The organism is Stutzerimonas stutzeri, assembly GCF_038561965.1.
Taxonomy (GTDB): Bacteria; Pseudomonadota; Gammaproteobacteria; order Pseudomonadales; family Pseudomonadaceae; genus Stutzerimonas; species Stutzerimonas stutzeri_AA.
In genome coordinates, this window is the sequence record NZ_CP139348.1 from 1498848 (window position 1) to 1521610 (window position 22763).

26 protein-coding genes are annotated in these 22763 nt (G+C 62.7%); 11 read left to right on the forward strand and 15 right to left on the reverse strand.

Translation table 11 applies throughout. The features are described 5' to 3' along the window. Nucleotides 1-23 precede the first annotated feature (23 nt). A complete protein-coding gene (locus tag SM130_RS06805; RefSeq protein ID WP_102823368.1) occupies nucleotides 24-479 on the forward strand; it encodes a VOC family protein in 456 nt (151 codons plus the stop codon). A gap of 86 nt (nucleotides 480-565) precedes the next feature. After that, nucleotides 566-1540 (forward strand): SDR family oxidoreductase, encoded by a 975-nt coding sequence (locus SM130_RS06810; protein ID WP_102823369.1) that lies wholly within the window; start codon nucleotides 566-568, stop codon nucleotides 1538-1540. Nucleotides 1541-1549: 9 nt separating this feature from the next. Here the strand turns inward: SM130_RS06810 and metR are convergent, their stop codons facing one another. Together metR and SM130_RS06820 are read right to left on the reverse strand one after the other, a co-directional pair. Continuing rightward, the gene (metR, locus tag SM130_RS06815; protein WP_102823370.1) at nucleotides 1550-2476 is read right to left on the reverse strand and encodes a transcriptional regulator MetR; all 927 of its coding nucleotides are present in this window, start codon (nucleotides 2474-2476) and stop codon (nucleotides 1550-1552) included. A gap of 151 nt (nucleotides 2477-2627) precedes the next feature. Further along, nucleotides 2628-3218, reverse strand: a complete 591-nt coding sequence (locus tag SM130_RS06820; RefSeq protein ID WP_102823371.1) for an exopolysaccharide biosynthesis protein — start codon at nucleotides 3216-3218, stop codon at nucleotides 2628-2630. A gap of 161 nt (nucleotides 3219-3379) precedes the next feature. Between SM130_RS06820 and metE the strand changes: the two genes are divergently transcribed. Then, nucleotides 3380-5689 carry a 5-methyltetrahydropteroyltriglutamate--homocysteine S-methyltransferase gene (gene metE / locus SM130_RS06825; RefSeq protein WP_102823372.1) on the forward strand — a complete coding sequence of 770 codons (2310 nt, stop codon included), beginning with the start codon at nucleotides 3380-3382 and terminating at the stop codon, nucleotides 5687-5689. 50 nt (nucleotides 5690-5739) lie between these two features. Here metE and glpD read toward each other — a convergent pair whose 3' ends face one another. Continuing rightward, the gene (glpD, locus tag SM130_RS06830; protein WP_102823373.1) at nucleotides 5740-7284 is read right to left on the reverse strand and encodes a glycerol-3-phosphate dehydrogenase; all 1545 of its coding nucleotides are present in this window, start codon (nucleotides 7282-7284) and stop codon (nucleotides 5740-5742) included. Nucleotides 7285-7356: 72 nt separating this feature from the next. On the opposite strand from glpD, the gene ybaK reads away from it, so the two are divergent. Next, the gene (gene ybaK / locus SM130_RS06835) at nucleotides 7357-7827 is read left to right on the forward strand and encodes a Cys-tRNA(Pro) deacylase (RefSeq protein ID WP_102823374.1); all 471 of its coding nucleotides are present in this window, start codon (nucleotides 7357-7359) and stop codon (nucleotides 7825-7827) included. Nucleotides 7828-7904: 77 nt separating this feature from the next. Here ybaK and SM130_RS06840 read toward each other — a convergent pair whose 3' ends face one another. Beyond that, complete coding sequence (locus SM130_RS06840) at nucleotides 7905-8432, reverse strand: ankyrin repeat domain-containing protein (RefSeq protein WP_102823375.1); 528 nt, start codon at nucleotides 8430-8432, stop codon at nucleotides 7905-7907. A 215-nt stretch (nucleotides 8433-8647) separates the two neighbouring features. Between SM130_RS06840 and SM130_RS06845 the strand changes: the two genes are divergently transcribed. Beyond that, on the forward strand, nucleotides 8648-8875 hold the full coding sequence (locus SM130_RS06845) for a DUF3820 family protein (RefSeq protein ID WP_102823870.1): 228 nt from the start codon (nucleotides 8648-8650) through the stop codon (nucleotides 8873-8875). A gap of 29 nt (nucleotides 8876-8904) precedes the next feature. Here SM130_RS06845 and SM130_RS06850 read toward each other — a convergent pair whose 3' ends face one another. Continuing rightward, entirely contained in the window at nucleotides 8905-9435 is a 531-nt protein-coding gene (locus SM130_RS06850) for a hypothetical protein (protein WP_102823376.1), read from the reverse strand. Between the two features lie 325 nt (nucleotides 9436-9760). Between SM130_RS06850 and SM130_RS06855 the strand changes: the two genes are divergently transcribed. After that, nucleotides 9761-10882 (forward strand): beta-ketoacyl-ACP synthase III, encoded by a 1122-nt coding sequence (locus SM130_RS06855; RefSeq protein ID WP_102823377.1) that lies wholly within the window; start codon nucleotides 9761-9763, stop codon nucleotides 10880-10882. 18 nt (nucleotides 10883-10900) lie between these two features. Here SM130_RS06855 and SM130_RS06860 read toward each other — a convergent pair whose 3' ends face one another. The 5 genes from SM130_RS06860 to SM130_RS06880 all read right to left on the reverse strand — a co-directional run bounded on the left by SM130_RS06860 (nucleotide 10901) and on the right by SM130_RS06880 (nucleotide 14500). Further along, complete coding sequence (locus tag SM130_RS06860) at nucleotides 10901-11308, reverse strand: SufE family protein (protein WP_102823378.1); 408 nt, start codon at nucleotides 11306-11308, stop codon at nucleotides 10901-10903. Then, a complete protein-coding gene (locus SM130_RS06865; protein WP_102823379.1) occupies nucleotides 11305-12510 on the reverse strand; it encodes an aminotransferase class V-fold PLP-dependent enzyme in 1206 nt (401 codons plus the stop codon). Before SM130_RS06865 ends, SM130_RS06860 begins: the two co-directional genes overlap by 4 nt. 74 nt (nucleotides 12511-12584) lie before the next feature. After that, nucleotides 12585-13619 carry a 2,3,4,5-tetrahydropyridine-2,6-dicarboxylate N-succinyltransferase gene (gene dapD / locus SM130_RS06870; protein WP_102823380.1) on the reverse strand — a complete coding sequence of 345 codons (1035 nt, stop codon included), beginning with the start codon at nucleotides 13617-13619 and terminating at the stop codon, nucleotides 12585-12587. Nucleotides 13620-13661: 42 nt separating this feature from the next. Next, the gene (locus SM130_RS06875; protein WP_102823381.1) at nucleotides 13662-14033 is read right to left on the reverse strand and encodes an ArsC family reductase; all 372 of its coding nucleotides are present in this window, start codon (nucleotides 14031-14033) and stop codon (nucleotides 13662-13664) included. Nucleotides 14034-14170: 137 nt separating this feature from the next. Beyond that, complete coding sequence (locus SM130_RS06880; RefSeq protein ID WP_102823382.1) at nucleotides 14171-14500, reverse strand: thioredoxin family protein; 330 nt, start codon at nucleotides 14498-14500, stop codon at nucleotides 14171-14173. A gap of 128 nt (nucleotides 14501-14628) precedes the next feature. Here SM130_RS06880 and SM130_RS06885 point away from each other — a divergent pair, with 128 nt between their 5' ends. Together SM130_RS06885 and SM130_RS06890 are read left to right on the forward strand one after the other, a co-directional pair. Continuing rightward, nucleotides 14629-14874 carry a hypothetical protein gene (locus SM130_RS06885; RefSeq protein WP_102823383.1) on the forward strand — a complete coding sequence of 82 codons (246 nt, stop codon included), beginning with the start codon at nucleotides 14629-14631 and terminating at the stop codon, nucleotides 14872-14874. Between the two features lie 14 nt (nucleotides 14875-14888). After that, complete coding sequence (locus SM130_RS06890) at nucleotides 14889-15038, forward strand: hypothetical protein (protein WP_181019205.1); 150 nt, start codon at nucleotides 14889-14891, stop codon at nucleotides 15036-15038. A gap of 39 nt (nucleotides 15039-15077) precedes the next feature. On the opposite strand, the gene dapC is transcribed toward SM130_RS06890, so the two are convergent. Genes dapC through purM form a run of 5 tightly spaced genes read right to left on the reverse strand, consistent with a single transcriptional unit; the run spans nucleotide 15078 to nucleotide 19471 of the window. Then, the gene (gene dapC / locus SM130_RS06895; protein ID WP_102823384.1) at nucleotides 15078-16274 is read right to left on the reverse strand and encodes a succinyldiaminopimelate transaminase; all 1197 of its coding nucleotides are present in this window, start codon (nucleotides 16272-16274) and stop codon (nucleotides 15078-15080) included. A gap of 51 nt (nucleotides 16275-16325) precedes the next feature. Beyond that, complete coding sequence (locus SM130_RS06900) at nucleotides 16326-16991, reverse strand: COG3650 family protein (protein WP_102823385.1); 666 nt, start codon at nucleotides 16989-16991, stop codon at nucleotides 16326-16328. Between the two features lie 55 nt (nucleotides 16992-17046). Beyond that, entirely contained in the window at nucleotides 17047-17757 is a 711-nt protein-coding gene (locus SM130_RS06905) for a DUF3108 domain-containing protein (RefSeq protein ID WP_102823386.1), read from the reverse strand. An 8-nt stretch (nucleotides 17758-17765) separates the two neighbouring features. Continuing rightward, entirely contained in the window at nucleotides 17766-18413 is a 648-nt protein-coding gene (gene purN, locus SM130_RS06910; protein ID WP_102823387.1) for a phosphoribosylglycinamide formyltransferase, read from the reverse strand. Continuing rightward, a complete protein-coding gene (gene purM, locus SM130_RS06915; RefSeq protein WP_102823388.1) occupies nucleotides 18413-19471 on the reverse strand; it encodes a phosphoribosylformylglycinamidine cyclo-ligase in 1059 nt (352 codons plus the stop codon). Before purM ends, purN begins: the two co-directional genes overlap by 1 nt. A gap of 371 nt (nucleotides 19472-19842) precedes the next feature. Between purM and SM130_RS06920 the strand changes: the two genes are divergently transcribed. Genes SM130_RS06920 through hda form a run of 3 tightly spaced genes read left to right on the forward strand, consistent with a single transcriptional unit; the run spans nucleotide 19843 to nucleotide 22749 of the window. Next, nucleotides 19843-20892, forward strand: coding sequence for a DUF2066 domain-containing protein (locus SM130_RS06920; protein ID WP_102823389.1), 1050 nt, complete (start codon nucleotides 19843-19845; stop codon nucleotides 20890-20892). 58 nt (nucleotides 20893-20950) lie between these two features. Continuing rightward, nucleotides 20951-22048, forward strand: a complete 1098-nt coding sequence (locus SM130_RS06925) for an AI-2E family transporter (RefSeq protein ID WP_181019206.1) — start codon at nucleotides 20951-20953, stop codon at nucleotides 22046-22048. Beyond that, entirely contained in the window at nucleotides 22045-22749 is a 705-nt protein-coding gene (gene hda, locus SM130_RS06930) for a DnaA regulatory inactivator Hda (protein ID WP_102823390.1), read from the forward strand. Before SM130_RS06925 ends, hda begins: the two co-directional genes overlap by 4 nt. The last annotated feature ends 14 nt before the right edge of the window (nucleotides 22750-22763 follow it).

Below are 22763 nucleotides of genomic sequence, written 5' to 3' on the forward strand. Positions count from 1 at the left end.
GGCGCCCATGATGGGAGCTGCGTATGTCACATCAGAGCAAGAACACCTCGGCCAGTCTGATTCCCTGCTTGCGCTATCGCGAGGTGGCCACGGCGATCGACTGGCTCTGCCAGGCCTTCGGTTTCGAGTGCCAGCGCAGGTATCAAGACGAGCAGGTAGGCATCACCCATGCGCAACTCGCCTTTGGCAACGGCATGCTGATGGTGGGGCCGGTGGTCGACTCCGAGTACGGCCGACAGCTGCGCCAGCCTGACGAAATCGGCGGCGCGTCGACCCAGGGCATCTATGTAATCGTCAACAGCGCCGATGCCCTCTATGCACAGGCCAAAGCCGCTGGTGCGCAGATCGTCGTCGAGCTCAAGGACGAGGATTACGGCGGCCGCGGTTTCAGCTGTCGTGATATCGAAGGGCATCTGTGGAGCTTCGGCACCTACGACCCATGGGCTGATGAGGCTGCCGGGACGGTTGCCCAGGCCTGAAGCCGCCGCGCCGACCATCGGGGGGAATGATCTCCCCGTTGCTGCTGTCACCTTAACTACGACAGCAGACATGCGGAGGAACGACGATGGCCCACAGTAATCTCTACGGCGCCCTGGTGGTACTGACCGGCGCTTCCAGCGGTATCGGCCGCGCCGCTGCCCAGGCGTTTGCCCGGCAGGGCGCACGGCTGGTACTTGCTGCGCGCGACACCGAGGCGTTGGCGGAAACCGCCGATGAGTGTCGCGCGCTCGGTGGCGAGGTTCTGGTGGTGCCTACCGACGTGACCCAGAGCGACGATGTGGAAGCATTGGCCAGCGCCGCTGCGGAATTTGGTCAGGGCCGGATCGACGTGTGGATCAACAATGCCGGGATCGGTGCCGTCGGCGCGTTCGACGAGACCCCGCTGGATGCCCACGAACAGGTGGTGCAGACCGATCTGCTCGGCTATCTGCGCGGCGCGCATGTGGTGCTGCCGTACTTCAAGCAACAGCAGAGCGGTGTGCTGATCAACACCCTGTCGGTTGGCAGCTGGGTGGCGCAGCCGTTCGCGGCGGCCTATTCGGCCAGCAAGTTTGGCTTGCGCGGCTTGTCCCAGGCGTTGCGCGGTGAACTGGGCGCCTGGCCGGGCATTCACATCTGCGATGTCTATCCGGGCATCGTCGATACGCCCGGCTTTCGGGACGGCGGCAATTACGCCGGGCGCTCGTTGCAGCCGCCACCGCCGTTGCTCGATCCGCGTGAAGTGGCGAACGCCATGGTCAGCCTGGCGCTGCATCCGCGGCATACCACTTCGGTCGGCGCGACCGCGACGCTGCTGCGGCTGGCGCACTTCCTCACGCCTGGCTTCGATCGTATCAATGGCCTGCTGACTGGCTTTGCGCTTGGCCGGGCACAGCGAGTAGCGCCTTCGTCAGGCAATCTCTTTCATCCACCGCTGGGCCAGCGGCGCATCGACGGCGGCTGGCGCTCATCGCCGGACGACGACAAGCGTTGGCTGCTGATCGGCGGCGTTGCAGCCGGGCTGATCGGCCTCGGGGTGTGCCTGGCGCGGCGTCGCTAAGCGCGTCGCTCAGCGCACCTTCGGCGCGGCACTGACGCCTTCGAGCGTGGCGAAGGAGGTATCCTTGGCGGTCAGCAGGAAGTCGCGCATGAAGGGCGAGTCGAGCATGTCGGCGCGGATGCCTGCATGAAGAGTGGCGAACAGGCCTTTGTCGCCCAGTCGTTTGGCGGTGACGTAGCCACGCGAGCTGTACTCGTGCAGCGCCCAGTTCGGCAGGGAACACACGCCACGCCCCGAAGCCACCAGCTGCATCATCATCACGGTGAGTTCCGACGTTCGCACCTGTGCCGGCTCGATGTCCGCCGGCTCGAGGAAGCGGGTGAAGATATCCAGACGGTCGCGTTCGATGGGGTAGGTGATCAGCGTCTCGCTGGCCAAGTCTTCCGGGCGAATGTACGGGCGCGTGGCCAGCGTATGCTGGTTCGCCACGGCCAGCAGAGCCTCATAGGTGAACAGCGGCACGTAGGTGATACCGGGCAGCTCCAGCGGATCGGAGGTGACCACCAGATCCAGATCGCCGCGCGCCAGAGCCGGTAGCGGGGCGAAGGAGAAGCCCGAGGCCAGATCCAGCTCGACTTCGGGCCAGGCGTCGCGGAACTGGTCGATCGTGGGCATCAGCCACTGGAAGCAGCTGTGGCACTCGATGGCCATGTGCAGGCGTCCGGCTGTGCCGCCGGCCAACCGCGCGAGGTCACGCTCCGCGCTGCGCAGTTGCGGCAGCATCAGGTCAGCCAGTTGCAACAGGCGCAGGCCGGCACTGGTGAAGCGCACCGGACGGGTCTTGCGCACGAACAGCTGCAGGCCGACGCGTTCTTCCAGTTCCTTGAATTGATGGGAAAGTGCCGACTGCGTCAGGTGCAGACGCTCGGCTGCTTCGACGAGACTGTCGGTTTCCCGAAGTGCATGAAGCGTCTTCAGGTGACGAATTTCCAGCATGCCGAACTACCTTGCGAGGCGGGATCATTACGGCGCTGAATGACAGGCGCGGCATCCCGGAATGGATATGCGAATGAGCGGTGCTCATTCGCCGCAAGTGTGTCGCAGCATCTGGATACTGTCGAGCCGCTGCTATGCGCTGGTCAGCGCCTCATAACCAAAGCCGTGAGGCCATGTAGGCCAGGCCGCAGAAGAACAGCAGCGCGACGATGATCATCGCGCCGTCACGGGCCATCATCCCTAGACCGAGCGTGCTCAGCGCCGCACCGGCAATGGAGTTGCCGAACGGGATGAGCTCCAGCGGCGGCATGGTTGCCGCTATCGCCAGGCATAACACGGCGTTCAAGCGTGTCGCCGGGCCTTTGGTCAGGAACGTCAGCCGGCGCCGCAGCAGGCGATCGATGAAGCCGGAGATGTGGTGCAGGAAGGCGATGGCCTTGTCGTACTTGCTGCGCGAGGCGCTGCGCCTGAGCAACCACTTGGGCAACCAGAACCGCTCCCGCCCCAGTAGCAACTGAATTGCGATCAGCGAAACCATTGCCGCGAACACGCTGGGTAGTCCGGGAATTCCAGACAGCGGTGAAAGCACCAGCAGTCCTGGAACCAGCAGCAGCGCACCGAAACTGCGCTCGTCGGTCGCTTGCAACATGCACTCGATGCTCACCGGCTGGTCGGCTTCGCCGGCCTGCTCGAGACGCTGCAGCAGGCTTTCGAGATTCTGCGGTGGCTGATCGGAGTTCATGGATGCGCCTTGTAGAAGAGATTTTCTTTTAGAGGGCTGCCAACCGGAAATGCTCCAACATGAATATTTCTGCTTTTCAAATGCAATTGAGTGAGTTTGTTTCATGCTGTCGAGGCGTGGACAATCATCGCATTCATGCAGAACAACATTTGGAGTGAGTAATGGCTGTAGCGCACAACCTCGGTTTTCCACGTATCGGTGCGGACCGCGAACTGAAGAAAGCCCTGGAGGCCTATTGGAAGGGCGAGCTGGACGAGCAGGGACTGCGCCAGATTGGTCGCCAGCTGCGTGCGCAGCATTGGCAGGCCCAGGCCGACGCTGGCATCCAGTTGCTGCCGGTGGGCGACTTCGCCTGGTACGACCACGTCCTCAGCCACTCGCTGATGTTCGGCGTGGTGCCGCAGCGCTTCCGCCCGGCCGATGGCCAGCCGACGCTGGACACGCTGTTTGCCATGGCCCGTGGCGTGACCAACAGCTGCTGCGGTGGCGGTCAGGCCCAGGAGATGACCAAGTGGTTCGATACCAACTATCACTACCTGGTGCCGGAGTTCACCGTTGACCAGCAGTTCCAGCTGTCCTGGTCGCAATTGTTCGAGGAAGTCGAGGAGGCGCAGGCGCTGGGGCATTCGATCAAGCCTGTGTTGGTCGGTCCGCTGACCTATCTCTGGTTGGGCAAGCTCAAGGGCGAAGACGCCGAGCGTTTCGACAAGCTCGACCTGCTCGAAAGACTCCTGCCGGTCTACGGCGAGGTGCTCGACCGGCTGGCGGCGCAGGGTGTCGAGTGGGTGCAGATCGACGAGCCGATCCTCGCCCTCGACCTGCCTCAGGACTGGAAAAACGCCTTCGAACGCGCCTACAACCTGCTACAGCGCGCCCCGCTGAAGAAGCTGGTCGCCACCTACTTTGGCGGATTGGAGGACAACCTCAGCCTGGCGGCGACACTGCCGGTTGATGGACTGCATATCGATCTGGTGCGTGCGCCGGAGCAGTACCCGCTGATTCTCGACTGGTTGCCGACCTACAAGGTGCTGTCGCTCGGGTTGGTCAACGGACGCAACGTCTGGCGCTGCGATCTGGACAAGGCACTGGAACTGGCACGGCATGCCGCCGAGCGTCTGGGTGACCGGCTCTGGCTGGCGCCGTCCTGCTCGCTACTGCATAGCCCGGTAGACCTCGAGCGCGAAGACCGGCTCGATCATGAACTGAAAGGCTGGCTGGCCTTTGCCGTGCAGAAGTGCGCCGAAGTGGCGACGCTGGCCCGTGCCATCGACGAGCCAGCCAATGAGGATGTAGTGATTGAGCTGGCGCGCAGCCGTGCAGTGCAGGCTGCGCGTCAGCACTCGCCACGCATTCACAAGCCGCAGGTTCAGGCGCGCCTGAGGGCCATCGGGCCACAGCACAGCCAGCGCACCTCGGTCTTCGCCGCGCGAATCGAACAGCAGCGCGCACGGCTCGATTTGCCGGCTTTCCCAACCACGACCATCGGTTCATTCCCGCAGACGCCAGCGATCCGTCTGGCGCGGCAGGCCTACAAGCAGGGCCAGCTGTCGCTTGGCGATTACACCGAGGCGATGCAGGACGAGATCCGTCATGCGGTGGCGGTGCAGGAGCAGATCGGCCTAGACGTGCTGGTGCATGGCGAAGCGGAGCGCAACGACATGGTCGAATACTTTGCCGAGCAGCTCGATGGCTATGCCTTCACCCGGTTCGGCTGGGTGCAGAGCTACGGCTCGCGTTGCGTGAAGCCGGCGGTGATCTACGGCGACCTCAGCCGCCCGCAGCCGATGACCGTTGACTGGATTCGCTATGCACAGCAGCAGACCGACCGGGTGATGAAGGGCATGCTCACTGGTCCGGTGACCATGCTGATGTGGTCCTTCGCTCGCGAGGACGTGTCGCGTGAGGTGCAGGCGCGGCAGCTGGCGCTGGCGATCCGCGACGAGGTCTGCGACCTGGAGGCCGCGGGCATTCGCATCATCCAGATCGACGAGGCGGCGTTCCGCGAGGGCTTGCCGCTGCGTCGCGCGCAGTGGCAGCACTATCTGGACTGGGCGGTCGAGGCGTTCCGTCTGTGCGCCAGTGGCGTGCGTGACGAGACGCAGATCCACACGCACATGTGCTACAGCGAGTTCAACGACGTCATCGAGTCCATCGCGGCGATGGATGCCGATGTCATCACCATCGAGACCTCGCGTTCGCAGATGGAGCTGCTCGAAGCCTTCCGCGCCTTCGACTATCCCAATGACATCGGCCCGGGGGTCTACGACATCCACTCGCCACGCGTTCCGGACACCGCAGAAATGGTGCAGCTGCTGGAGAGGGCCGCCGAGCGCATCCCGGCCGAGCGGCTCTGGGTAAACCCGGATTGCGGGCTGAAGACCCGTGCCTGGCCGGAGACCGAGGCGGCGTTGGTGAACATGGTGGCGGCTGCCCGTCAGTTGCGCGCCTCGCGCAACGCCAAGGTGGCCTGACGTCGGCGCTGGTGCAGCCTTACGATGCGGAGGGCTGCGCCATCGGTGCGTCAGCCTTGGGCGACGTGATCGAAGTGGGTCAGTCGCTGGGCTGTTCGGCTGTCCAGATAACGCTGCAGTAGCGCGACCTCCGCAGGCTGCATGAACAGCCCGAGCTTGGTGCGGCGCCAGAGAATGTCTTCCGTCGTCTGCGCCCATTCCTCCACCATCAGATAGTCCACTTCGCGCGCATGCAGGCCGGCGCCGAAGCATTCGCCAAGATCCTGCAGCGCATCGGTGCCCTTGAGCAGCAGCCAGCTGCGGCTGCCGTAGGTGCGTGCCCAGCGCCGGGCGATCGGACCGGGCAGCCATGGATAACTGGCGCAGAGCGCATGGGCCAGGGCTGTAGGTTCCTCCAGGTGCTCACCGCCAGGCAGCGCCGCATCATGGGTCCAGGCTGCTTTCATTTCGGGGAACAGCGAAGCCAGCTGCGCCAGTGCCGCTTCGGCGAGCTTGCGGTAGGTGGTCAGTTTGCCGCCGAATACCGAGAGTAGCGGTCCCTCGCCGGCGCTGTCGCTTAGCGTCAGCGTGTAGTCGCGGGTGATCGCCGAGGGCTGGTCTGACTCGTCATCGCACAGCGGCCTGACGCCGGCATAGCTGTAGCGGATGTCGGTGCGGCTCAGCTGATGCTTGAAGTGCGTGTTGACGATGGCTAGCAGGTAATCGATCTCCTCGTCGGTGATCCGTACCTGCGTCGGATCGCCGTGGTACTCGTGGTCGGTGGTGCCGATCAGGCTGAACTGGCCGAGATACGGCGTGATGAACACGATGCGCCGATCCTCGTTCTGCAGGATGTAGGCGTGATCGCCCTCGTAGAGTTTCGGCACGACGATATGGCTGCCCTGAATCAGGCGCATGCTGTGGGGCGAGGTCTGCCTGAGCTGCTCCTGAATGAACGAGACCACCCACGGGCCGGCGGCATTGACCAGAGCACGGGCACGGATTGAAAAACGGCTGCCATCCTGGCGCTCCAAATGCAGGTGCCAGAGCGCCTTGCTGCTGCGCGCACTGACGCAGCGCGTGCGGGTGTGGATATGCGCACCTAGCTCGCGAGCTGCCATGGCGTTCAGCACGACCAGCCGCGCATCGTCGACCCAGCAATCGGCATATTCGAAGCCGTGGGTGATCTCATCCTTCAGCGGGCTATCGGCGCCGAAACGCAGGCTGCGCGAGCCGCCGAGCTTTTCACGCTTGCCCAAGTGATCGTAGAGAAACAGGCCGGTGCGGATCATCCATGACGGGCGTAGATGCGGACGGTATGGCAGCACGAAGCGTAGCGGGGTGATGATGTGCGGCGCCTTGGCCAGCAGCACTTCGCGCTCGGCCAGCGCTTCGCGGACCAGGCGCAACTCGTAATGTTCGAGATAGCGCAGCCCGCCGTGCACCAATTTGCTGCTGGCGGAGGATGTGTGTTCCGCCAGGTCGCCCTGTTCGCAGAGAAATACCGACAGACCGCGGCCGGCAGCATCCGCGGCGATGCCTGCGCCATTGATGCCGCCGCCCACCACAGCCACGTCGTAGACTTCCGCGAGCGGTGCAAGAAGAGGATGATTCATGGGCGCTTATAACTACCGATTCTTTGTCGCGTTACGTTAACGCCATTCATCAACCAATAGCACTACAAAGCCATGACACCTGCCATCGACCTGTTGAAAAAAGCCCGTGCTGAGCACGCCGTGCACAGCTACGAGCACGATCCGAAATCAGCCTCCTACGGCTTGGAGGCTGCGGAGAAGCTCGGGCTGGAGCCAGCGCGAGTATTCAAAACGCTGCTTGCCTGTAGCGAGAAGAATGAACTGCTGGTCGCCGTGGTTCCGGTGGCTGGCACCCTAGACTTGAAAGCGCTGGCCCAGGCAGCAGGGGTGAAGAAAGTCGAGATGGCGGATCCGATGGCAGCTCAGCGTGCCACCGGCTACCTGCTTGGTGGCATCAGCCCTCTGGGACAGAAGAAGCGCTTGCGCACCTTTATAGATAGCTCTGCGCAGGCGCAGACGACGATCTACGTGAGCGCCGGTCGTCGCGGTCTGGAGGTGGAACTGGCGCCGGCTGTGCTGGCCGAGCACACGAAGGCTGCATTCGCTTCGATCGGGCGCAGCTGAGCGCTGCGGACCGACGGTTTACGACGAGGCCTCTGCCGTTCTGCTAGCGATCGATATTGATACCGCGGCTGATCTGCTTACGCGGCACCAAGACGCTGCAGCAGCGCCTGGGCTTCCGTTGCGCCCATCATGGTGGCGGCGGCCAGCGGAGTGACGCCGCTGCCGTCGGCAGCCTGCGGATCGGCACCCCGAGTCACCAGATACTCGACAAGCGCAGTACGGTTGAACATGGCCGCCATCATCAAGGCCGTTTTGCCATCCTCACAGGGGCTTTCCACATTCGCCCCATGCTCAAGCAGCAGCTCGACGATGGCCAGATCGCCTTTGAAGGCTGCACCTGCAAGCGGCGTATGACCTCGACCATTGCGCAACTGTGGATCGGCACCGTGTTGCAGCAGTACTCGACTGGCCTCGACATGACCGTGGTAGCTGGCCAGCATCAGCAGGCTGTCGCCAGCATGATTGCGCAGGTTGGCCGGCATGCCCTGGCTAAGCAGCTCGCCAAGCCAAGCGCTGTCGCCCTTGCGTGCGCTGTCGAACACTTGCGCGGCAAAAGCCAGGGTGGCGTCGTCCAGTTCCGGTAGCGGCTGGGGTGTATGCGACATGGCAGGTCTCCATTGGCACGAGCAGCGGTGCTGTTACTGTGTCGGCATTGTGTCGATGCCCCGTCATGACCGCTAACCAAGTCTTTCTATGTGCCGCATAGGCATCCTGCATGCAGCACAGCGGCGGTGGCCTCGTCCCGCAGAAAGATCGGGCAGCGCCAGGCATGACGGTTGTGGCAGTATCTGCTCCGCTCATTTCAATCGATGCGAACACGATGAAAGCTGAAGATCTGGAACGCCTGGTGACCCAGACGATGCCCTATGGCAAATACAAGGGCCGGCTGATTGCCGACTTGCCGGGCAATTACCTCAACTGGTTTGCGAGGGTCGGCTTTCCTCCAGACAGCCTCGGTCAGTTGCTGGCGCTGATGCACGAGATCGACCACAACGGCCTATCGGCTCTGCTGGAACCGCTACGCCGTCGCAACGCGGCACGCGGCTAGCCACACCGAACGGCCCACGCTGACGGCGCTTACTCCTCGCGTTCCTGGCGCCGGGTTTCCAGGGCGGGCGCGGCGTAGATGCCCACTTCCACCGCCAGCTCCATCAGGCGCGGCACATCGCAGGTATAGACCAGTACTGCCTGTAGCTCGTCGTCCAGCGGCTCGCTGAAGTCAACCAGCACGTAGCCGCCTTTCTCGGGATAGAGGCTGCTCAGTTGCACCTGAATGCGGTTCAGCGCAGTCAGTGGGTCGGTCTTGGCGAGTTGTTTGGGCTTGAGTATGAAGCTGACGCTGTCGCCGAACGACGCGACGATCTGAGCGAACAGTTCCTGATAATCGTCCGCCTGGAACAGCACCGTCTCCGGCAGGCTGCCGACCACGACCCATTCGCCGAGCGGTATGGGAAAGCTGTCATCGTAGTTGATGTCCGGATTGGCCTGCAGGAATGCCTGCGGATCGGCATAGGCCTGGGCGGCGTCTTCGGCCACGCGGGCTATTTCCTCATCGGTCATGCAGCCCGAGCTGATGAGCGTGATCAGTTCGGCAAGTTGAGCTTTCATGGGCAATCCTGAGTGGTTGGGGCGCAAGGATAACCAAAGCTCGCCTGCGCGGCAGCCAATCGAATGGGTTGGGCAGCGCACGCCGCCATCGTTCAGCGAAAAATCAGCCTAGACTGGCTTATTCACGCTCAGACCATGCGGTCACGCTTTTCGGGTTGAAAGGCTTAATTCCTGCCTCTGGAATCTGCGCAATGTTACGGATTCTTTCAGCTTTTCGTGCACAATAGCCGCCATAAAAGGCGCTGGAATGATCGAGACGGGCCGAGGCTCGTCGCTACACAGTCCCAACGTCAGAACGACCTAGCCAAATTCGAGAGGAACGACTGTGCATAACGTCGTCATCAGCGGTACCGGCCTTTATACCCCTGCCAGCAGTATTTCAAATGACGAACTGGTGGAGTCTTTCAACACCTACGTTCATCGTTTCAACAGTGATAATGCCGCAGCCATCGAGGCCGGCGAAGTCCAGCCGCTGCCCGAATCCAGCTCAGCCTTCATCGAAAAGGCTTCCGGCATCAAGAGTCGTTACGTCACCGACAAAGCCGGGATTCTCGACCCCGAGCGCATGGTTCCGCGGATTCCCGAGCGCAGCAACAACGAGTGGTCGATTCTCTGCGAGATGTCGGTCAAAGCGGCCGAAGAAGCGCTGGCCCGCGCCGGCAAGACGGCGGCCGATATCGATGGCGTGATCGTCGCCTGTTCCAATCTGCAGCGTGCCTATCCCGCCGTCGCCATCGAAGTGCAGGCTGCACTTGGCATCAAGGGCTTCGGGTTCGACATGAACGTGGCCTGCTCGTCGGCCACCTTCGGCATCCAGAATGCCGTCAACAGCATCAAGTTGGGTCAGGCGCGGGCGATTCTGATGGTCAACCCGGAGATCTGCACCGGGCACATGAACTTCCGCGACCGCGACAGCCATTTCATTTTCGGCGATGCCTGTACCGCGGTGATCATCGAGCGCGCCGACCTGGCGACTTCCGAACATCAGTGGGAAGTGCTCAGCACCAAGCTGGTGACCGAATTTTCCAACAACATCCGCAACAACTTCGGCTTTCTCAACCGCACCGCTGAAGAATACATGAGCAATCCGGACAAGCTGTTCATCCAGGAAGGGCGCAAGGTATTCAAGGAAGTCTGCCCGATGGTGGCGGAGCTGGTCGGCGAGCACCTGAAAGAAAACGATATCGCGGTGGAGGCGGTGAAGCGCTTCTGGTTGCACCAGGCCAACCTGAACATGAATCACCTGATCGTGCGCAAGCTGCTCGGCCGCGATGCCTCCGAGCAAGAGGCGCCGGTGATCCTCGATACCTATGCCAACACCAGCTCCGCCGGCTCGGTCATCGCTTTCCACAAGCATCAGGATGATCTGCCCAGCGGCAGTCTCGGCGTGCTCAGCTCGTTCGGCGCCGGTTACTCCATCGGCAGCGTGATCCTGCGCAAACGTTGATCCACACTGCTGGCCGGATCAGCCGGTCAGCTCCCGCATTCGGCGCAGCACGGCGGTCATGCCGTTGCTGCGTGATGGCGACAGTTGCCGCGAAAGGCCGAGGCGACTGAACCAGTCGGCCATATCCACTCCCTTCAGTTCTTCCGCCTCCAGGCCATTCACCCGCGCTAGCAGCACAGCCAACAGGCCGCGAATGAGCCGGGCATCGCTGCTGGCACGGAAATGCCAACGGCCCTCGTGCGGCGCGCCGACCAACCACACGCTACTTTCGCAGCCCGATACCAGGTTGGTGTCACTACGCTCGCTCTCGTCCAGTGGCGCCAGTTGCTCACCCCACTGCATCAGCAGGCGCGCGCGCTGCTCCCAGCCGGATGCCTGGGTGAAGGCATCCAGCGCCTCGATGGCAGCTTGCGGCAAGTCAGTCATCGCAACAGCTCCAGCGACTGATCCAGGGCGCTGAAGAAGCGCTCGAGGTCGGCCTCGTCGTTGTACAGCCCAAGCGACACGCGTGTTGCGCCATCCAGCCCGAGCTGCTTCATCAGCGGCATGGCGCAATGATTGCCGCTGCGCACCGCGATGCCCTGTTCGGTGAGCAGGTGCCCGAGGTCGGCGTGGTGCACGCCATCGACGACGAAGCTGGCGAGCGCGACCTGTGGTGAACCAAGCAGGCGGATGCCGTTTCGGGCGGCAAGCCCGGCGAGCAACTGATCGTGCAGAACGCTTTCATGGCGATCGACCGCGGCGGCGTCGAGCCCGCCGAGGTAGTCCAGCGTCGCACCCAGGCCGATGACGCCGGAGATCGGTGGCGTGCCGGCCTCGAAGCCCAGTGGCGCGGCATGAAACTCGGCACTCTGATAATCAGCGATGCGCACCATCTCACCGCCGAATTGCCAGTGGCGTAGCTGCAGCAGTGATTCGCCGCGGCCATACAGCGCGCCGACGCCATCCGGCCCGTAGAGCTTGTGGCTGGACAGCACGTAGAAATCGCAGCCCAGCGTGGCCATGTCATGGCGCCCGTGAACTACCCCCTGGGCACCATCGACGACGGTCAGCGCACCCTGCGCCTTGGCCAGGCGCAGCAGTTCGTCGAGCGGCTGCCAGCAGCCGAGCACATTGGACAGCTGACTCACTGCCAGCAGGCGGGTGCGCGGCCCGATCAGTTCGGCGGCTGCCGTGATATCAATGCGGCCGGAAGTATCGAGCGGAAGAATCTGCAGTTTGGCATTGCGCCGTTTGGCCAGCTGCTGCCAGGGCAGCAGGTTGGCGTGGTGTTCGAGCGCGCTGATGACGATTTCATCGCCCGCTTCGATCCGATGTTCCAGTCCGTAGGCGAGCAGATTCAGCGCCTCGGTCGCGCCGCGGGTGAAGACGATCTCGGTGGGGCAGGCGGCGTTAAGCCATTTCGCCACCTTGATCCGGGCATCCTCATAGGCGCGGGTCGCGCGTTCGGCAGGCTGATGCTGGGCGCGGTGCACATTGGCAGCACCGCAGGTGTAGTAACCGCTGAGGGCATCGATCAGCGCCTGCGGTTTCTGGGCCGTGGCGGCGCTGTCGAGATAGGTCTGGCCTTGCGCTTCGAGCACCGCCAGGGCAGGGAAGTCGGCGCGCCAGGGGGAAAACAGGGCCATAAGCGGCAAACCTCCAGCTGCAGGGGATGCGGCAAGGCTGGCGCTCATGGCTCGCAGCTTGCCGCTGCTCCTGCTCAGTTATGCGCGTGCAGCGCCTCGTTCAGCTCGATCGCCGACTTGTGCGTCTTGCATTCCACTGCACCGGTCTGCGAGTTGCGACGGAACAGCAGATCGCTCTGGCCGGCCAGTTCGCGTGCCTTGACCACCTTGACCAGTTGATCGCCTTCGTCGAGCAGGCTGACCTTGGTACCAGCGGTGATGTACAAGCCGGATTCCACGGTATTGCGGTCGCCCAGCGGGATGCCGATGCCGGCATTGGCGCCGATCAGGCAGCCTTCGCCAACGGAGATGACGATGTTGCCGCCACCGGAAAGCGTGCCCATGGTCGAGCAGCCGCCACCCAGATCCGAGCCCTTGCCGACGAACACACCGGCGGAGACGCGGCCTTCGATCATGCCTGGGCCAGCGGTACCGGCATTGAAGTTGATGAAGCCTTCATGCATGACGGTGGTGCCTTCACCGACATAGGCGCCGAGGCGGATGCGGGCGCTGTCGGCGATACGCACGCCGGCGGGCACTACGTAGTCGGTCATCTTCGGGAACTTGTCCACCGAGAAGACTTCCAGCAGGTCGCCCTTCAGGCGCGCTTCCAGCTGGCGCTCGGCCAGCTCACCGAGATCTACCGCGCCCTGGTTGGTCCAGGCGACGTTCGGCAGCAGCGGGAAGATGCCGGTCAGGTTCAGACCATGCGGCTTGGCCAGGCGGTGGGAGAGCAGGTGCAGCTTGAGGTAAGCCTCGGGCGTCGAGGTCAGCGGCGCGTCTTCAGCCAGCAGAGTCGCGACCAGCGGACGCTGGCTTTCGGCCAGACGGGTCAGCAGGGCGTACTGAGTTGCATCGAGCGGCTTGAGTGCATCGGCCAGCTGGGCGGCCTGGCTGGTGGTGATGGTGATCGCCTGATTGCCACCGGCATAGCCAAGCAGCGGCGCAACGGCAGCAACCAGCTCGCCGGCTGGCTTCAGCAATGGCTGCGCATAGAAGACTTCCAGCCAGTCGCCTTGGCGGTTCTGGGTGCCTACGCCAAAGGCGAGGCTGAATAGGGTTGCGGACATAGGATTTCCTTTTTGTCGGCCGCGCCGTCTGTTGGGCGGCTATCAGTTCGGCGCTGCCACTGCGGCAGCGTAAAGATCGGGCTTGAAGCCAATCAGGGTTCTACCGCCCAGGTCGAGTACAGGGCGTTTTATCATCGACGGTTGGGCCAACATCAGCTCGATGGCCCGGGCCTGGTCAAGATCGGCCTTTGCAGCGTCGTCCAGCTTGCGGAAGGTGGTGCCTGCACGGTTGAGAATGGTCTGCCAGCCGTGTTCGTTGCACCAGGCTTCCAGATGGGCGCGGTCTATGCCGACGCTCTTGTAGTCGTGGAAGTCGTAGCTCAGTCCGTGTTCGTCGAGCCAGGTACGGGCCTTTTTCATCGTGTCGCAGGCTTTGATTCCGTATAGGCACAACCGCTGATCTGATTCGGACATAAACGACTCTCCAAGGCTCCTGCAAAACTGGACGGCGGATTATGCCACGCCTCGCCTGCCGATGGACGGCGGAGCACAACTGCACAGATCAAGCGTGTCAGGTCGAAGCCAAAGATGTGCACGGTAGCCGCGGGCGCTCAGGCCTTTCCCGTCTTGCCCAGCGCTTGCTCGATTGCCTGCACATTCTGCGGCCTCACGATGCGCCCCAGTTCCTCGCCGTTCTGCAACAGGATCAGGGTCGGCCAGAGCTTGATGCGAAACGAACGCCCCAACGGTCGGCCCGGCCCATCCTCAATCTTCAGATGGCTGACGCCCTGTCGGTCGGCCAGCGCCTCGGCAATCTGCGGCTGGGCTGCGCGGCAATGGCCGCACCATGCTGTGCCGAACTCCAATAACACGGGCCCTTGCATGGCGTCGACGTCGGCTCGGCTGGGCTCGGTCTGCGCGTAGTGTTCAGTCATGTTCATGGAAACTTCTCCGATGTGCCGTTCAACGTTCGAGCTTGTCGCCGGACCGTTGTTCAGCCGGGAATCTCGACCTTTTACACCGATGGTGTTGTCCATTGATGACAATCGCAACGGTGAGGTGACGAGTAATGGCACGCAAGCATTTCGAGAATTTCGAGGCGATTTCTTCGGCTGTGCCTGCCGAGGATGCTTTCGAGGCGGTGATCGCCATCAAACGACGTGACAGCGACGAGCAGTTGCATGTGTTCAAGATTGCCGATGGCCGTCGCTACGACCTGGCATCCGAAGCCGATGCGATCGCCGAGGCGGCCTTGACTAAAGTGATAGAGGTCAGCGACGAAGGTGAGCTGATCTGGGAAGAGCACGCTATCTGACAGGAGGGCAACCTATGAGCGACCACCACGAGCGTAACGAGCGGACGCAGCCTGAACCACGCGATGAGCATCCGCAGGCAGATATTCCAGAGCACATGAAGCCAGAGAATCTGGAAAAGCTGCGCGATTACGGCAAGGACATGATCCCGCCTGGCGTGGCTTGAAGGTAGACATGCCGGGCGGCCGGGCCGCCCGGTGCGCTATCAGAGCGTTTCGATGAAATGGCGGATACGTGATGCCGCCTCGATGCATTCGCCCAGTGGTGCAACCAGCGCCATGCGGACGCGTCCGGCACCCGGCGAAACGCCGTCCACTTCACGCGACAGGTACGAGCCGGGCACCACGGTCACATGTTCACGAGCGAACAGTTCGCGCGTGAACTGTTGGTCGTCCATCGGCGTTTTCGGCCACAGATAGAAGCCACCGTCCGGGCGTTGCACGTCCATCACCGGTGCAAGTATTTCCAGCACGGCGTCGAATTTGGCGCGATAGAGCTCGCGATTGGCGCGCACGTGAATCTCATCATTCCAGGCGGCAATGCTCGCCAGCTGGGTCTGCACCGGCATGGCGCAGCCGTGATAGGTGCGATAAAGCAGGAAGGCCTTGAGAATATCGGCATCACCGGCAACGAACCCCGAACGCAGCCCGGGCAGATTCGAACGTTTCGACAGGCTGTGGAAAACCACGCAGCGCTTGTAGTCGTTGCGGCCCAGCGCGGCGCATGCAGTGAGCAGGCCTGCAGGAGGGTTGGCTTCATCGAAATACAGTTCGCTGTAGCACTCATCCGCCGCGATGACGAAGTCGTGCTCGTCAGCCAGGGCGATCAGCTTTTTCAGCGTATCGAGAGGTACCAGTGCGCCGGTTGGATTGCCCGGCGAGCAGAGGAAGAGGATTTGGCAGCGTTGCCAGACGTCGGCCGGTACGGCATCGAAGTCCGGATTGAAGCCGTTCTGCTCCAGGCACGGCAGGTAATGCGGTGTGGCGCCCGCCAGAAGCGCTGCACCTTCGTAAATCTGATAGAACGGATTGGGGCTGACCACCAGTCCGTCCGTTTCGCGATCGACTACCGCCTGCGTGAATGCGAACAAGGCTTCCCGCGTGCCGTTCACCGGCAGCACGTGCTGGGCGGGGTCCAACGCTGCCGCAGCAAGACCGAAACGCCGTTCGCACCAGCGGGCAATGGTTTCGCGTAGGGCCGGAATGCCGAGCGTGGTCGGGTATACCGCCAGCTGATCGAGGTTGTCCGCCAGTGCCTGGGCAACGAAATCCGGCGAACGATGCTTGGGTTCACCGATCGATAGGGCGATAGGGTGCTTGCCCGCCGGGGCTTCGACGCCAGAAAGCAGGCCGCGCAGCTTTTCGAACGGGTAGGGGTGCAGCAGGTTCAGGGCGTTGTTCATGGATGCAGTTTCTTTCAGGGTGAGCGCGGCGAACGCCCCGCATTCGTGATTTCAGTCGTCGCGTGCGCCGCCGTAGTAGGCGCAGCCGCGCAAGGTCTGGCCATCGAGGCGGAGTTCGGCGCTCAGGTGGCTGACGGTACCGCTGGCACTGTCGACGCACCGCTGCGGCGCGACCCAGAGGTCCAGTTGATGTTCATTGGCCTCGCTGGTGAAGCTGAGCTGGCCCCCTGGGAGCTGCTCCTCCAGATAGGGCAGAGCGATTGGTGATTCCCCTTGGCGCACCAGCAGCATGCCGCGAGTGGTCACGGTCACTGCCCAGCCAGGTTCCTGCCCGCTGGCGCGCAGAATCAGTTGCTTGAAGTTCTCTTCGTTACAGCCGTGGCCTTCGCGTTGCAGACGATAGATGCGGGTCAAGGCGAGCTGGCCTTCGCCGCCCGTTTTCGCCTGGCTGAGCGCACCTCGCAGGTCGGCGAACAGCCGGTCCTGCTCGTGGGCCATGAGTGCCTGCGCTTCTTCCTGAAGTCCCGTGCTTCCTTCCAGCAGATTCAGTGTCCGCTGGCCCTGGCAGCTCTGCAGTTGCAGCTGGCCGTTGACTTGCCGAACCTCGCCTTGCAGACGCTCGGTTGCGGGTTTCGGTGGGGCGCGGTCGGCGAAAAAGGTCTGGCAACCCGCCAGGGGCAGGAGCAGTACAGCCAGCAGCAGGCGAGAAGGGATCATCAGGAGGCTCGGCACGATGTCGGAGGGGCGGCAGCCCTAAAGCTGCCGCGTAGGTTCAGTTGCCTTTGACGACCTTGCCGCCGACGCGGCCCTCTTCAAGCATGATCTGGTATTCCTTGCCGTCCGTTTCTATCTGGTGCAGACGGACCAGCAGGTAGTCCCAATCCTTGGCGAACCAGAGGATGGTCTCGCGTTTGCTCTGGGTCGGATCGCGCACGCGTTCGACCTTGATCGCGTCGACCTGACCAGCCTTGGTGCTGACCTTCTCTTCGCCCAGTACGCGGAAGTCGTAGGTTTCGATCTCGTCGCCATCGACAACCTGGTAGCTCATGCTTTTCTTGCCAGCAGCTACTTCGTGTTGCAGGGCCAGTTGGTAGGTGGACTTGTCCAGCAGCCCGCGATGCAGAGGTAGCTTCACCGGATCGCCACGGTCACTGCCCTCGACCTGCTTGTTGTCCCAGTCGAAACGATGCTCGACACGTTTGCCTTTACCCAGACCGCTGCGCTTGAGGCGATAGCTCAACGGCAGGAAGGTTTCGCCTTCGGTACGGAAGGTGCTGCGTTCGTTGAGACTGGCTACCAGCATGGAGGCGTCGAAATCCAGCCGCCAGTTGCCATCGTCCAGTTGCTCCAGGCTGCGCTGGGCGGTGCCGCTAACCGGCACCTGTTTCCAGTCGGCCGTATAGTTGGCGGAGAAAGGCTTGAGCTCCAGGGCTTGGACCGGTAGGGCCAGCACGGCGAGAGCGAGCAGCAAGGCGCGACGCATGTTATCTCCTAGGTTCTGATCTGATAGCCGGAGGCCGGCAGGGTGACGCTATCCAGCATCGCGCCTTGTTCGGCAAGGCGCAAGCGCCCTTCGGCGAACCAGCGCATGGCCAGCGGGTAAATCTGGTGCTCCGCGGCGTGTACCCGCTGAGTCAATACTTCGATGTTTTCCCCAGCGTTTATTGCAAGCGTGGCCTGAACCGCTACCGGCCCGCCATCGAGCTCCTCGGTGACGAAGTGCACGCTGCACCCATGTTCGCTGTCGCCTGCTTCGAGTGCCCGCCGGTGGGTGTCGAGACCCTTGTATTTGGGCAGTAGCGACGGGTGAATGTTCAGCAGGCGGCCCTGGTAATGGCGGACGAAACCAGGCGAGAGGATGCGCATGAAACCGGCCAGAATCACCAGGTCCGGCGCATAGCCGTCGATCAGCTCCGTCAGCGCGGCGTCGAACGACTCGCGCCCGTCGAATGCCTTGTGATCGAGCACTGCAGTGGGAATGCCGGCGTTCTGCGCCCGGGTCAGACCGAATGCATCGGCGCGGTTGGAAACCACGGCACGAATGCGTGCCGGATTGCCTTCGGCCTGGCTGTCGATCAGGGCCTGCAGGTTACTGCCGGACCCCGAAATCAGTACCACCACATTGCAAGTCGCGGTCATCAATGCTGTTTCAGGTTGTTCAGCACGACGCGCTCGGTACCTTCCGCTGCGCTGGCGATTTCGCCAATGACCCACGGCGATTCACCGGACTCACGCAGCTTGGTCAGCGTCGATTCGACCTGGTCCTGAGCGACGCAGATAACCATGCCGACGCCACAGTTGAGCACGCGGTGCATTTCGTGCTCGTCGACGTTGCCCTGCTGCTGCAGCCAGTCGAACACCGCCGGGCGGGTCCAGCTGGCCACGTCGATGAGCGCCTGGGCGCCATCGGGCAGTACGCGCGGAATGTTGTCGAGCAGGCCGCCGCCAGTGATGTGGGCCATGGCCTTGACCGCGCCGGTGTCCTTGATCAGCTTGAGCAGCGGCTTGACATAGATGCGCGTCGGCGCCATCAGCAGTTCGGTCAGGCCCTTGCCGTCCACCTGGGTGCTCTCGATGTCGACGCCAGCGACCTCGATGATCTTGCGGATCAGCGAATAGCCATTGGAATGTGGGCCGGAAGAGGGCAGTGCGATCAGCGCATCACCAGCGGCGACTTTCGAGCCGTCGATGATTTCGCTTTTCTCCACTACGCCAACACAGAAGCCGGCCAGGTCATAGTCTTCGCCTTCGTACATGCCCGGCATTTCAGCGGTTTCGCCGCCAACCAGCGAGCAGCCGGCCAGTTCGCACCCAGCGCCAATGCCGGTGACCACGGTGGCGGCTACGTCGACGTTGAGCTTGCCGGTGGCGTAGTAGTCGAGGAAGAACAGCGGCTCGGCGCCACAAACCACCAGGTCGTTGACACACATGGCGACCAGGTCCTGGCCGATGCTGTCGTGCTTGTTCAGATTCAATGCCAGACGCAGCTTGGTGCCGACGCCGTCGGTGCCGGATACCAGCACCGGCTGCTTATAGCCCGCCGGGATTTCGCACAGGGCGCCGAAGCCGCCCAGGCCGCCCATAACCTCAGGTCGTGCGGTGCGCTTGGCCACGCCTTTGATGCGTTCAACCAGCGCTTCGCCTGCATCGATGTCGACGCCAGCGTCCTTGTAGCTGAGGGAGGGTTGCTTGCTCATAGAGTCCGGACCTGTAAAAGGAGTGCGGGTGTCGACCGGTCATTTGCTGCATCCAGGCCTGCGCAAACGAATTCGGCAGTTGGTGTCGCCACCAGAAATGCCGATTGAACGCCGGCATCGCACCGCCTGCGTCGTGTTTGTCTCAGGTACTGGATGCCGGGCTCGGACGAGCGCCGGAACCGGTCTGCGGAAAGCGCGCGATTTTATCAGGCTTGCCGCACAGCGGCCATCCCGACTGCCGTGATGAGGCGGGTCAATGCTGCGCGGCTTGGTCAACTGTGCGGTAGGCGGTTGCCCCCTCTGGGGCGGCTGTTTAAGGTGTAGCGTCCTGTTCCCTTACTTCCAGCCCCAGTGGCCTGCGAGAAACGATCATGCGCCTTATCAATCGCCTATTCGTCCTGTGCCTTGCACTGGGTACGGCCTCGCCTAGCCAGGCCGAACAGCTCAGAGGTCTGTATCAGGTGCGTGAGCCTGTTTCCGGACAGCAGGCCGAGGAGCGCGCCGCGGCTTTGCAGCGTGCCTTCGATACGCTGCTGTTGCGTTTGACCGGCGATGCTGAGGTTGGCAAGCGCAAGGCCGTCGCCGCGCTGCGAGAGGATCCGCAACAACTGATCAGCAAGTATGGTTACGAAAGTGAGCATATCGTGGTCGATTTCGACCCGGGCACTACCGAACGAAGCTTGCGCCGTGCCGGTGTGTCGCTGTGGGGCTCCAACCGACCGGCGATGTTGGTGTGGTGGTTGAATGAGCGGGTCGAGGGCACGCAGCTTTTGGGCGATGGGCAAGACAGTGCGGCTCCGTTGCGTGCCGCTGCGCAGCATCGGGGTTTGCCGTTGCGCCTGCCGCTGGCTGACCTTTCCGAACAGTTGCTGGCGACGCCGGACGCTTTCGGTGCGAGCGGTCGCCAGACCTTGGGCGACGCCTCCGAGCGCTATGACGCCGATGTGCTGCTGGCTGTGCATGCACGCGAGGTTGATTCTTCCTGGCAGGCGCAATGGAAAGTCTGGCTTGATGACGAGGAGCGTGACGGCAAGGCTGAGGCCGAGACTCCCGAGGCGCTGGCCGATGCGGTGCTGCTGGCGGTCAGTCAGTATCTGGCACCGCGCTATGTGGTTGCCCCCGGCGCGGCCTCGGATATCACGTTGGAAATCATCGGCGCCGACGTTGCGCGGTTCGCCGAGCTGGATCGGCTGCTCGAACCTTTCGGCGGCAGCTTGCTGCGGGTGGAAAGTGATCGTCTGGTCTACCGGGTCAACGCCAGCCCGGAGCAGCTGCGCGCGCAATTGTCGCTGGCGCGGCTGCAAGAAGTCCCGGAGGACGAGCTGCCGCTGGATGCGAGTCAGCCAATGGCCGAGAGCGACGATGAAGCCGGCGCGCCTGTGGCGCCTCAGGCCGGTACAGTGTTGCGTTATCGCTGGTGATCCAGCAGTACAAACTTAAACGTTTTGGCGATCGTCCTGCAGGGAAGGCATTGTGAGCATGACCATGAATGATTCGAACCGCTGGCTATGGCTGGCGGGCCTGTTGCTGTGCGTCTGGCTGATCTACCTGCTCACGCCAATCCTCACGCCTTTTCTAATCGGCATTCTGCTGGCCTATCTGGGCGATCCGCTGGTTGATCGACTGGAGCGCTGGGGGCTTTCACGGACCTGGGGCGTGATTGCGGTATTCGCCCTGTTCAGCTTGCTGATGTTGTTGATGCTGCTGGTGCTGCTGCCCATGCTGGGCAAGCAGCTGGTGCGGCTCTATCAACTGGCGCCGCTGACCCTGGACTGGCTGCAGCACCAGGCATTGCCCTGGGTGCAGGCGCAGTTTGGTCTGGAAGAAAACTTCTGGCGCCTCGATCAGCTCAAGGCAGCATTTTCTGCGCATCTGGGCAGCACTACTGATGTGCTCGGCATAATCTTGAGTCGAGCCACTGCATCGGGCCTGGCGCTGCTCGCCTGGATCGGCAATCTGTTGCTCATTCCGGTGGTCAGCTTTTATCTGCTACGCGACTGGGATCTCATCATGCTCAAGCTGCGCAGCCTGCTACCGCGCAAGCGCGAGGGCATGGTGGTGCGATTGATGAGCGAATGCCATGAGGTGATCGGTGCGTTCCTGCGTGGCCAGCTCTTGGTCATGCTGGCGCTGGCCATTATCTATGCGTCCGGTCTGATGCTGGTAGGGCTCGAGTTGGGGCTGCTGATCGGCGTGCTTGCCGGACTCGCCAGCATCGTGCCCTACATGGGCTTCGTCGTCGGAATTGGCGCCGCCGTGGTGGCTGTGCTGTTTCAGTTCGGGCTGTCGCCCTACCCGTTGCTGGGTGTGGCGGCGGTATTCACCGTGGGGCAGATGCTCGAAGGCATGCTGCTGACGCCACTGCTGGTCGGTGATCGGATCGGGCTGCATCCTGTGGCGGTGATCTTCGCCGTGCTCGCTGGCGGTCAGTTGTTTGGCTTCACTGGCGTGCTGCTGGCGCTACCAGTGGCGGCCGTGATCATGGTTCTGCTGCGCCACGTGCACGATCTCTATAAACTCTCGGACCTTTACGCCGAGCCCGCCGGTGCACCGGCCGAACCACCCAGCCAGCCATGAAACCCATCCAGCTTCCCCTGGGCGTCCGCCTACGCGATGACGCCACCTTCGCCAACTTCTATCCGGGCGCCAATGCCGCGGCACTCGGCTATGTGGAGCGGCTGTGTTCGCCGGCCGCCGGCTGGTCCGATGAGTTGATCTATCTCTGGGGGCAAGCCGGCGTCGGCCGCAGCCATCTGTTGCAGGCTGCCTGTTTGCGCGTAGAGGAACGCGGCGAGCAGGCCGTTTATCTACCGCTGGCCGAGGTGGTCGGATATGGTCCGGCCTTGCTGGATAATCTCGAGCAGTGCGAGCTGGTCTGCCTGGACGATCTAGATGCGGTCGCGGGGGATGCGGTGTGGGAGGAGGCGCTGTTTCATCTATTCAACCGTCTGCGTGATGCCGGTAGACGGCTGCTGCTGGCGGCGAATGCCTCGCCGCGCGAGCTGGCAGTCAAGCTGCCTGACCTCAAGTCACGCCTGAGTCTGGCGCTGGTATTCCAGCTGCAGCAACTCTCCGACGAAGACAAGTTGCGTGCCCTGCAGCTGCGTGCCTCACGCCGCGGCCTGAACCTGCCCGACGACGTTGGCCGCTTTATCCTGACCCGCGGCTCGCGCAGCATGAATGCGCTGTTCGAGCTGCTCGATCAATTGGATCAGGCCTCGTTGCAGGCGCAGCGCAAACTGACGATTCCCTTCCTCAAAGAGACGCTGGGCTGGTAGCCGACTGGCCGCGG

Coding starts and splice junctions, on each gene's coding strand:
- SM130_RS06805 (WP_102823368.1), top strand. CDS start 24: ATGTCACATCAGAGCAAGAACACCTCGGCCAGTCTGATTCCCTGCTTG.
- SM130_RS06810 (WP_102823369.1), top strand. CDS start 566: ATGGCCCACAGTAATCTCTACGGCGCCCTGGTGGTACTGACCGGCGCT.
- metR (WP_102823370.1), bottom strand. CDS start 2,476: ATGCTGGAAATTCGTCACCTGAAGACGCTTCATGCACTTCGGGAAACC.
- SM130_RS06820 (WP_102823371.1), bottom strand. CDS start 3,218: ATGAACTCCGATCAGCCACCGCAGAATCTCGAAAGCCTGCTGCAGCGT.
- metE (WP_102823372.1), top strand. CDS start 3,380: ATGGCTGTAGCGCACAACCTCGGTTTTCCACGTATCGGTGCGGACCGC.
- glpD (WP_102823373.1), bottom strand. CDS start 7,284: ATGAATCATCCTCTTCTTGCACCGCTCGCGGAAGTCTACGACGTGGCT.
- ybaK (WP_102823374.1), top strand. CDS start 7,357: ATGACACCTGCCATCGACCTGTTGAAAAAAGCCCGTGCTGAGCACGCC.
- SM130_RS06840 (WP_102823375.1), bottom strand. CDS start 8,432: ATGTCGCATACACCCCAGCCGCTACCGGAACTGGACGACGCCACCCTG.
- SM130_RS06845 (WP_102823870.1), top strand. CDS start 8,648: ATGAAAGCTGAAGATCTGGAACGCCTGGTGACCCAGACGATGCCCTAT.
- SM130_RS06850 (WP_102823376.1), bottom strand. CDS start 9,435: ATGAAAGCTCAACTTGCCGAACTGATCACGCTCATCAGCTCGGGCTGC.
- SM130_RS06860 (WP_102823378.1), bottom strand. CDS start 11,308: ATGACTGACTTGCCGCAAGCTGCCATCGAGGCGCTGGATGCCTTCACC.
- SM130_RS06865 (WP_102823379.1), bottom strand. CDS start 12,510: ATGGCCCTGTTTTCCCCCTGGCGCGCCGACTTCCCTGCCCTGGCGGTG.
- dapD (WP_102823380.1), bottom strand. CDS start 13,619: ATGTCCGCAACCCTATTCAGCCTCGCCTTTGGCGTAGGCACCCAGAAC.
- SM130_RS06875 (WP_102823381.1), bottom strand. CDS start 14,033: ATGTCCGAATCAGATCAGCGGTTGTGCCTATACGGAATCAAAGCCTGC.
- SM130_RS06880 (WP_102823382.1), bottom strand. CDS start 14,500: ATGAACATGACTGAACACTACGCGCAGACCGAGCCCAGCCGAGCCGAC.
- SM130_RS06885 (WP_102823383.1), top strand. CDS start 14,629: ATGGCACGCAAGCATTTCGAGAATTTCGAGGCGATTTCTTCGGCTGTG.
- SM130_RS06890 (WP_181019205.1), top strand. CDS start 14,889: ATGAGCGACCACCACGAGCGTAACGAGCGGACGCAGCCTGAACCACGC.
- dapC (WP_102823384.1), bottom strand. CDS start 16,274: ATGAACAACGCCCTGAACCTGCTGCACCCCTACCCGTTCGAAAAGCTG.
- SM130_RS06900 (WP_102823385.1), bottom strand. CDS start 16,991: ATGATCCCTTCTCGCCTGCTGCTGGCTGTACTGCTCCTGCCCCTGGCG.
- SM130_RS06905 (WP_102823386.1), bottom strand. CDS start 17,757: ATGCGTCGCGCCTTGCTGCTCGCTCTCGCCGTGCTGGCCCTACCGGTC.
- purN (WP_102823387.1), bottom strand. CDS start 18,413: ATGACCGCGACTTGCAATGTGGTGGTACTGATTTCGGGGTCCGGCAGT.
- purM (WP_102823388.1), bottom strand. CDS start 19,471: ATGAGCAAGCAACCCTCCCTCAGCTACAAGGACGCTGGCGTCGACATC.
- SM130_RS06920 (WP_102823389.1), top strand. CDS start 19,843: ATGCGCCTTATCAATCGCCTATTCGTCCTGTGCCTTGCACTGGGTACG.
- SM130_RS06925 (WP_181019206.1), top strand. CDS start 20,951: ATGACCATGAATGATTCGAACCGCTGGCTATGGCTGGCGGGCCTGTTG.
- hda (WP_102823390.1), top strand. CDS start 22,045: ATGAAACCCATCCAGCTTCCCCTGGGCGTCCGCCTACGCGATGACGCC.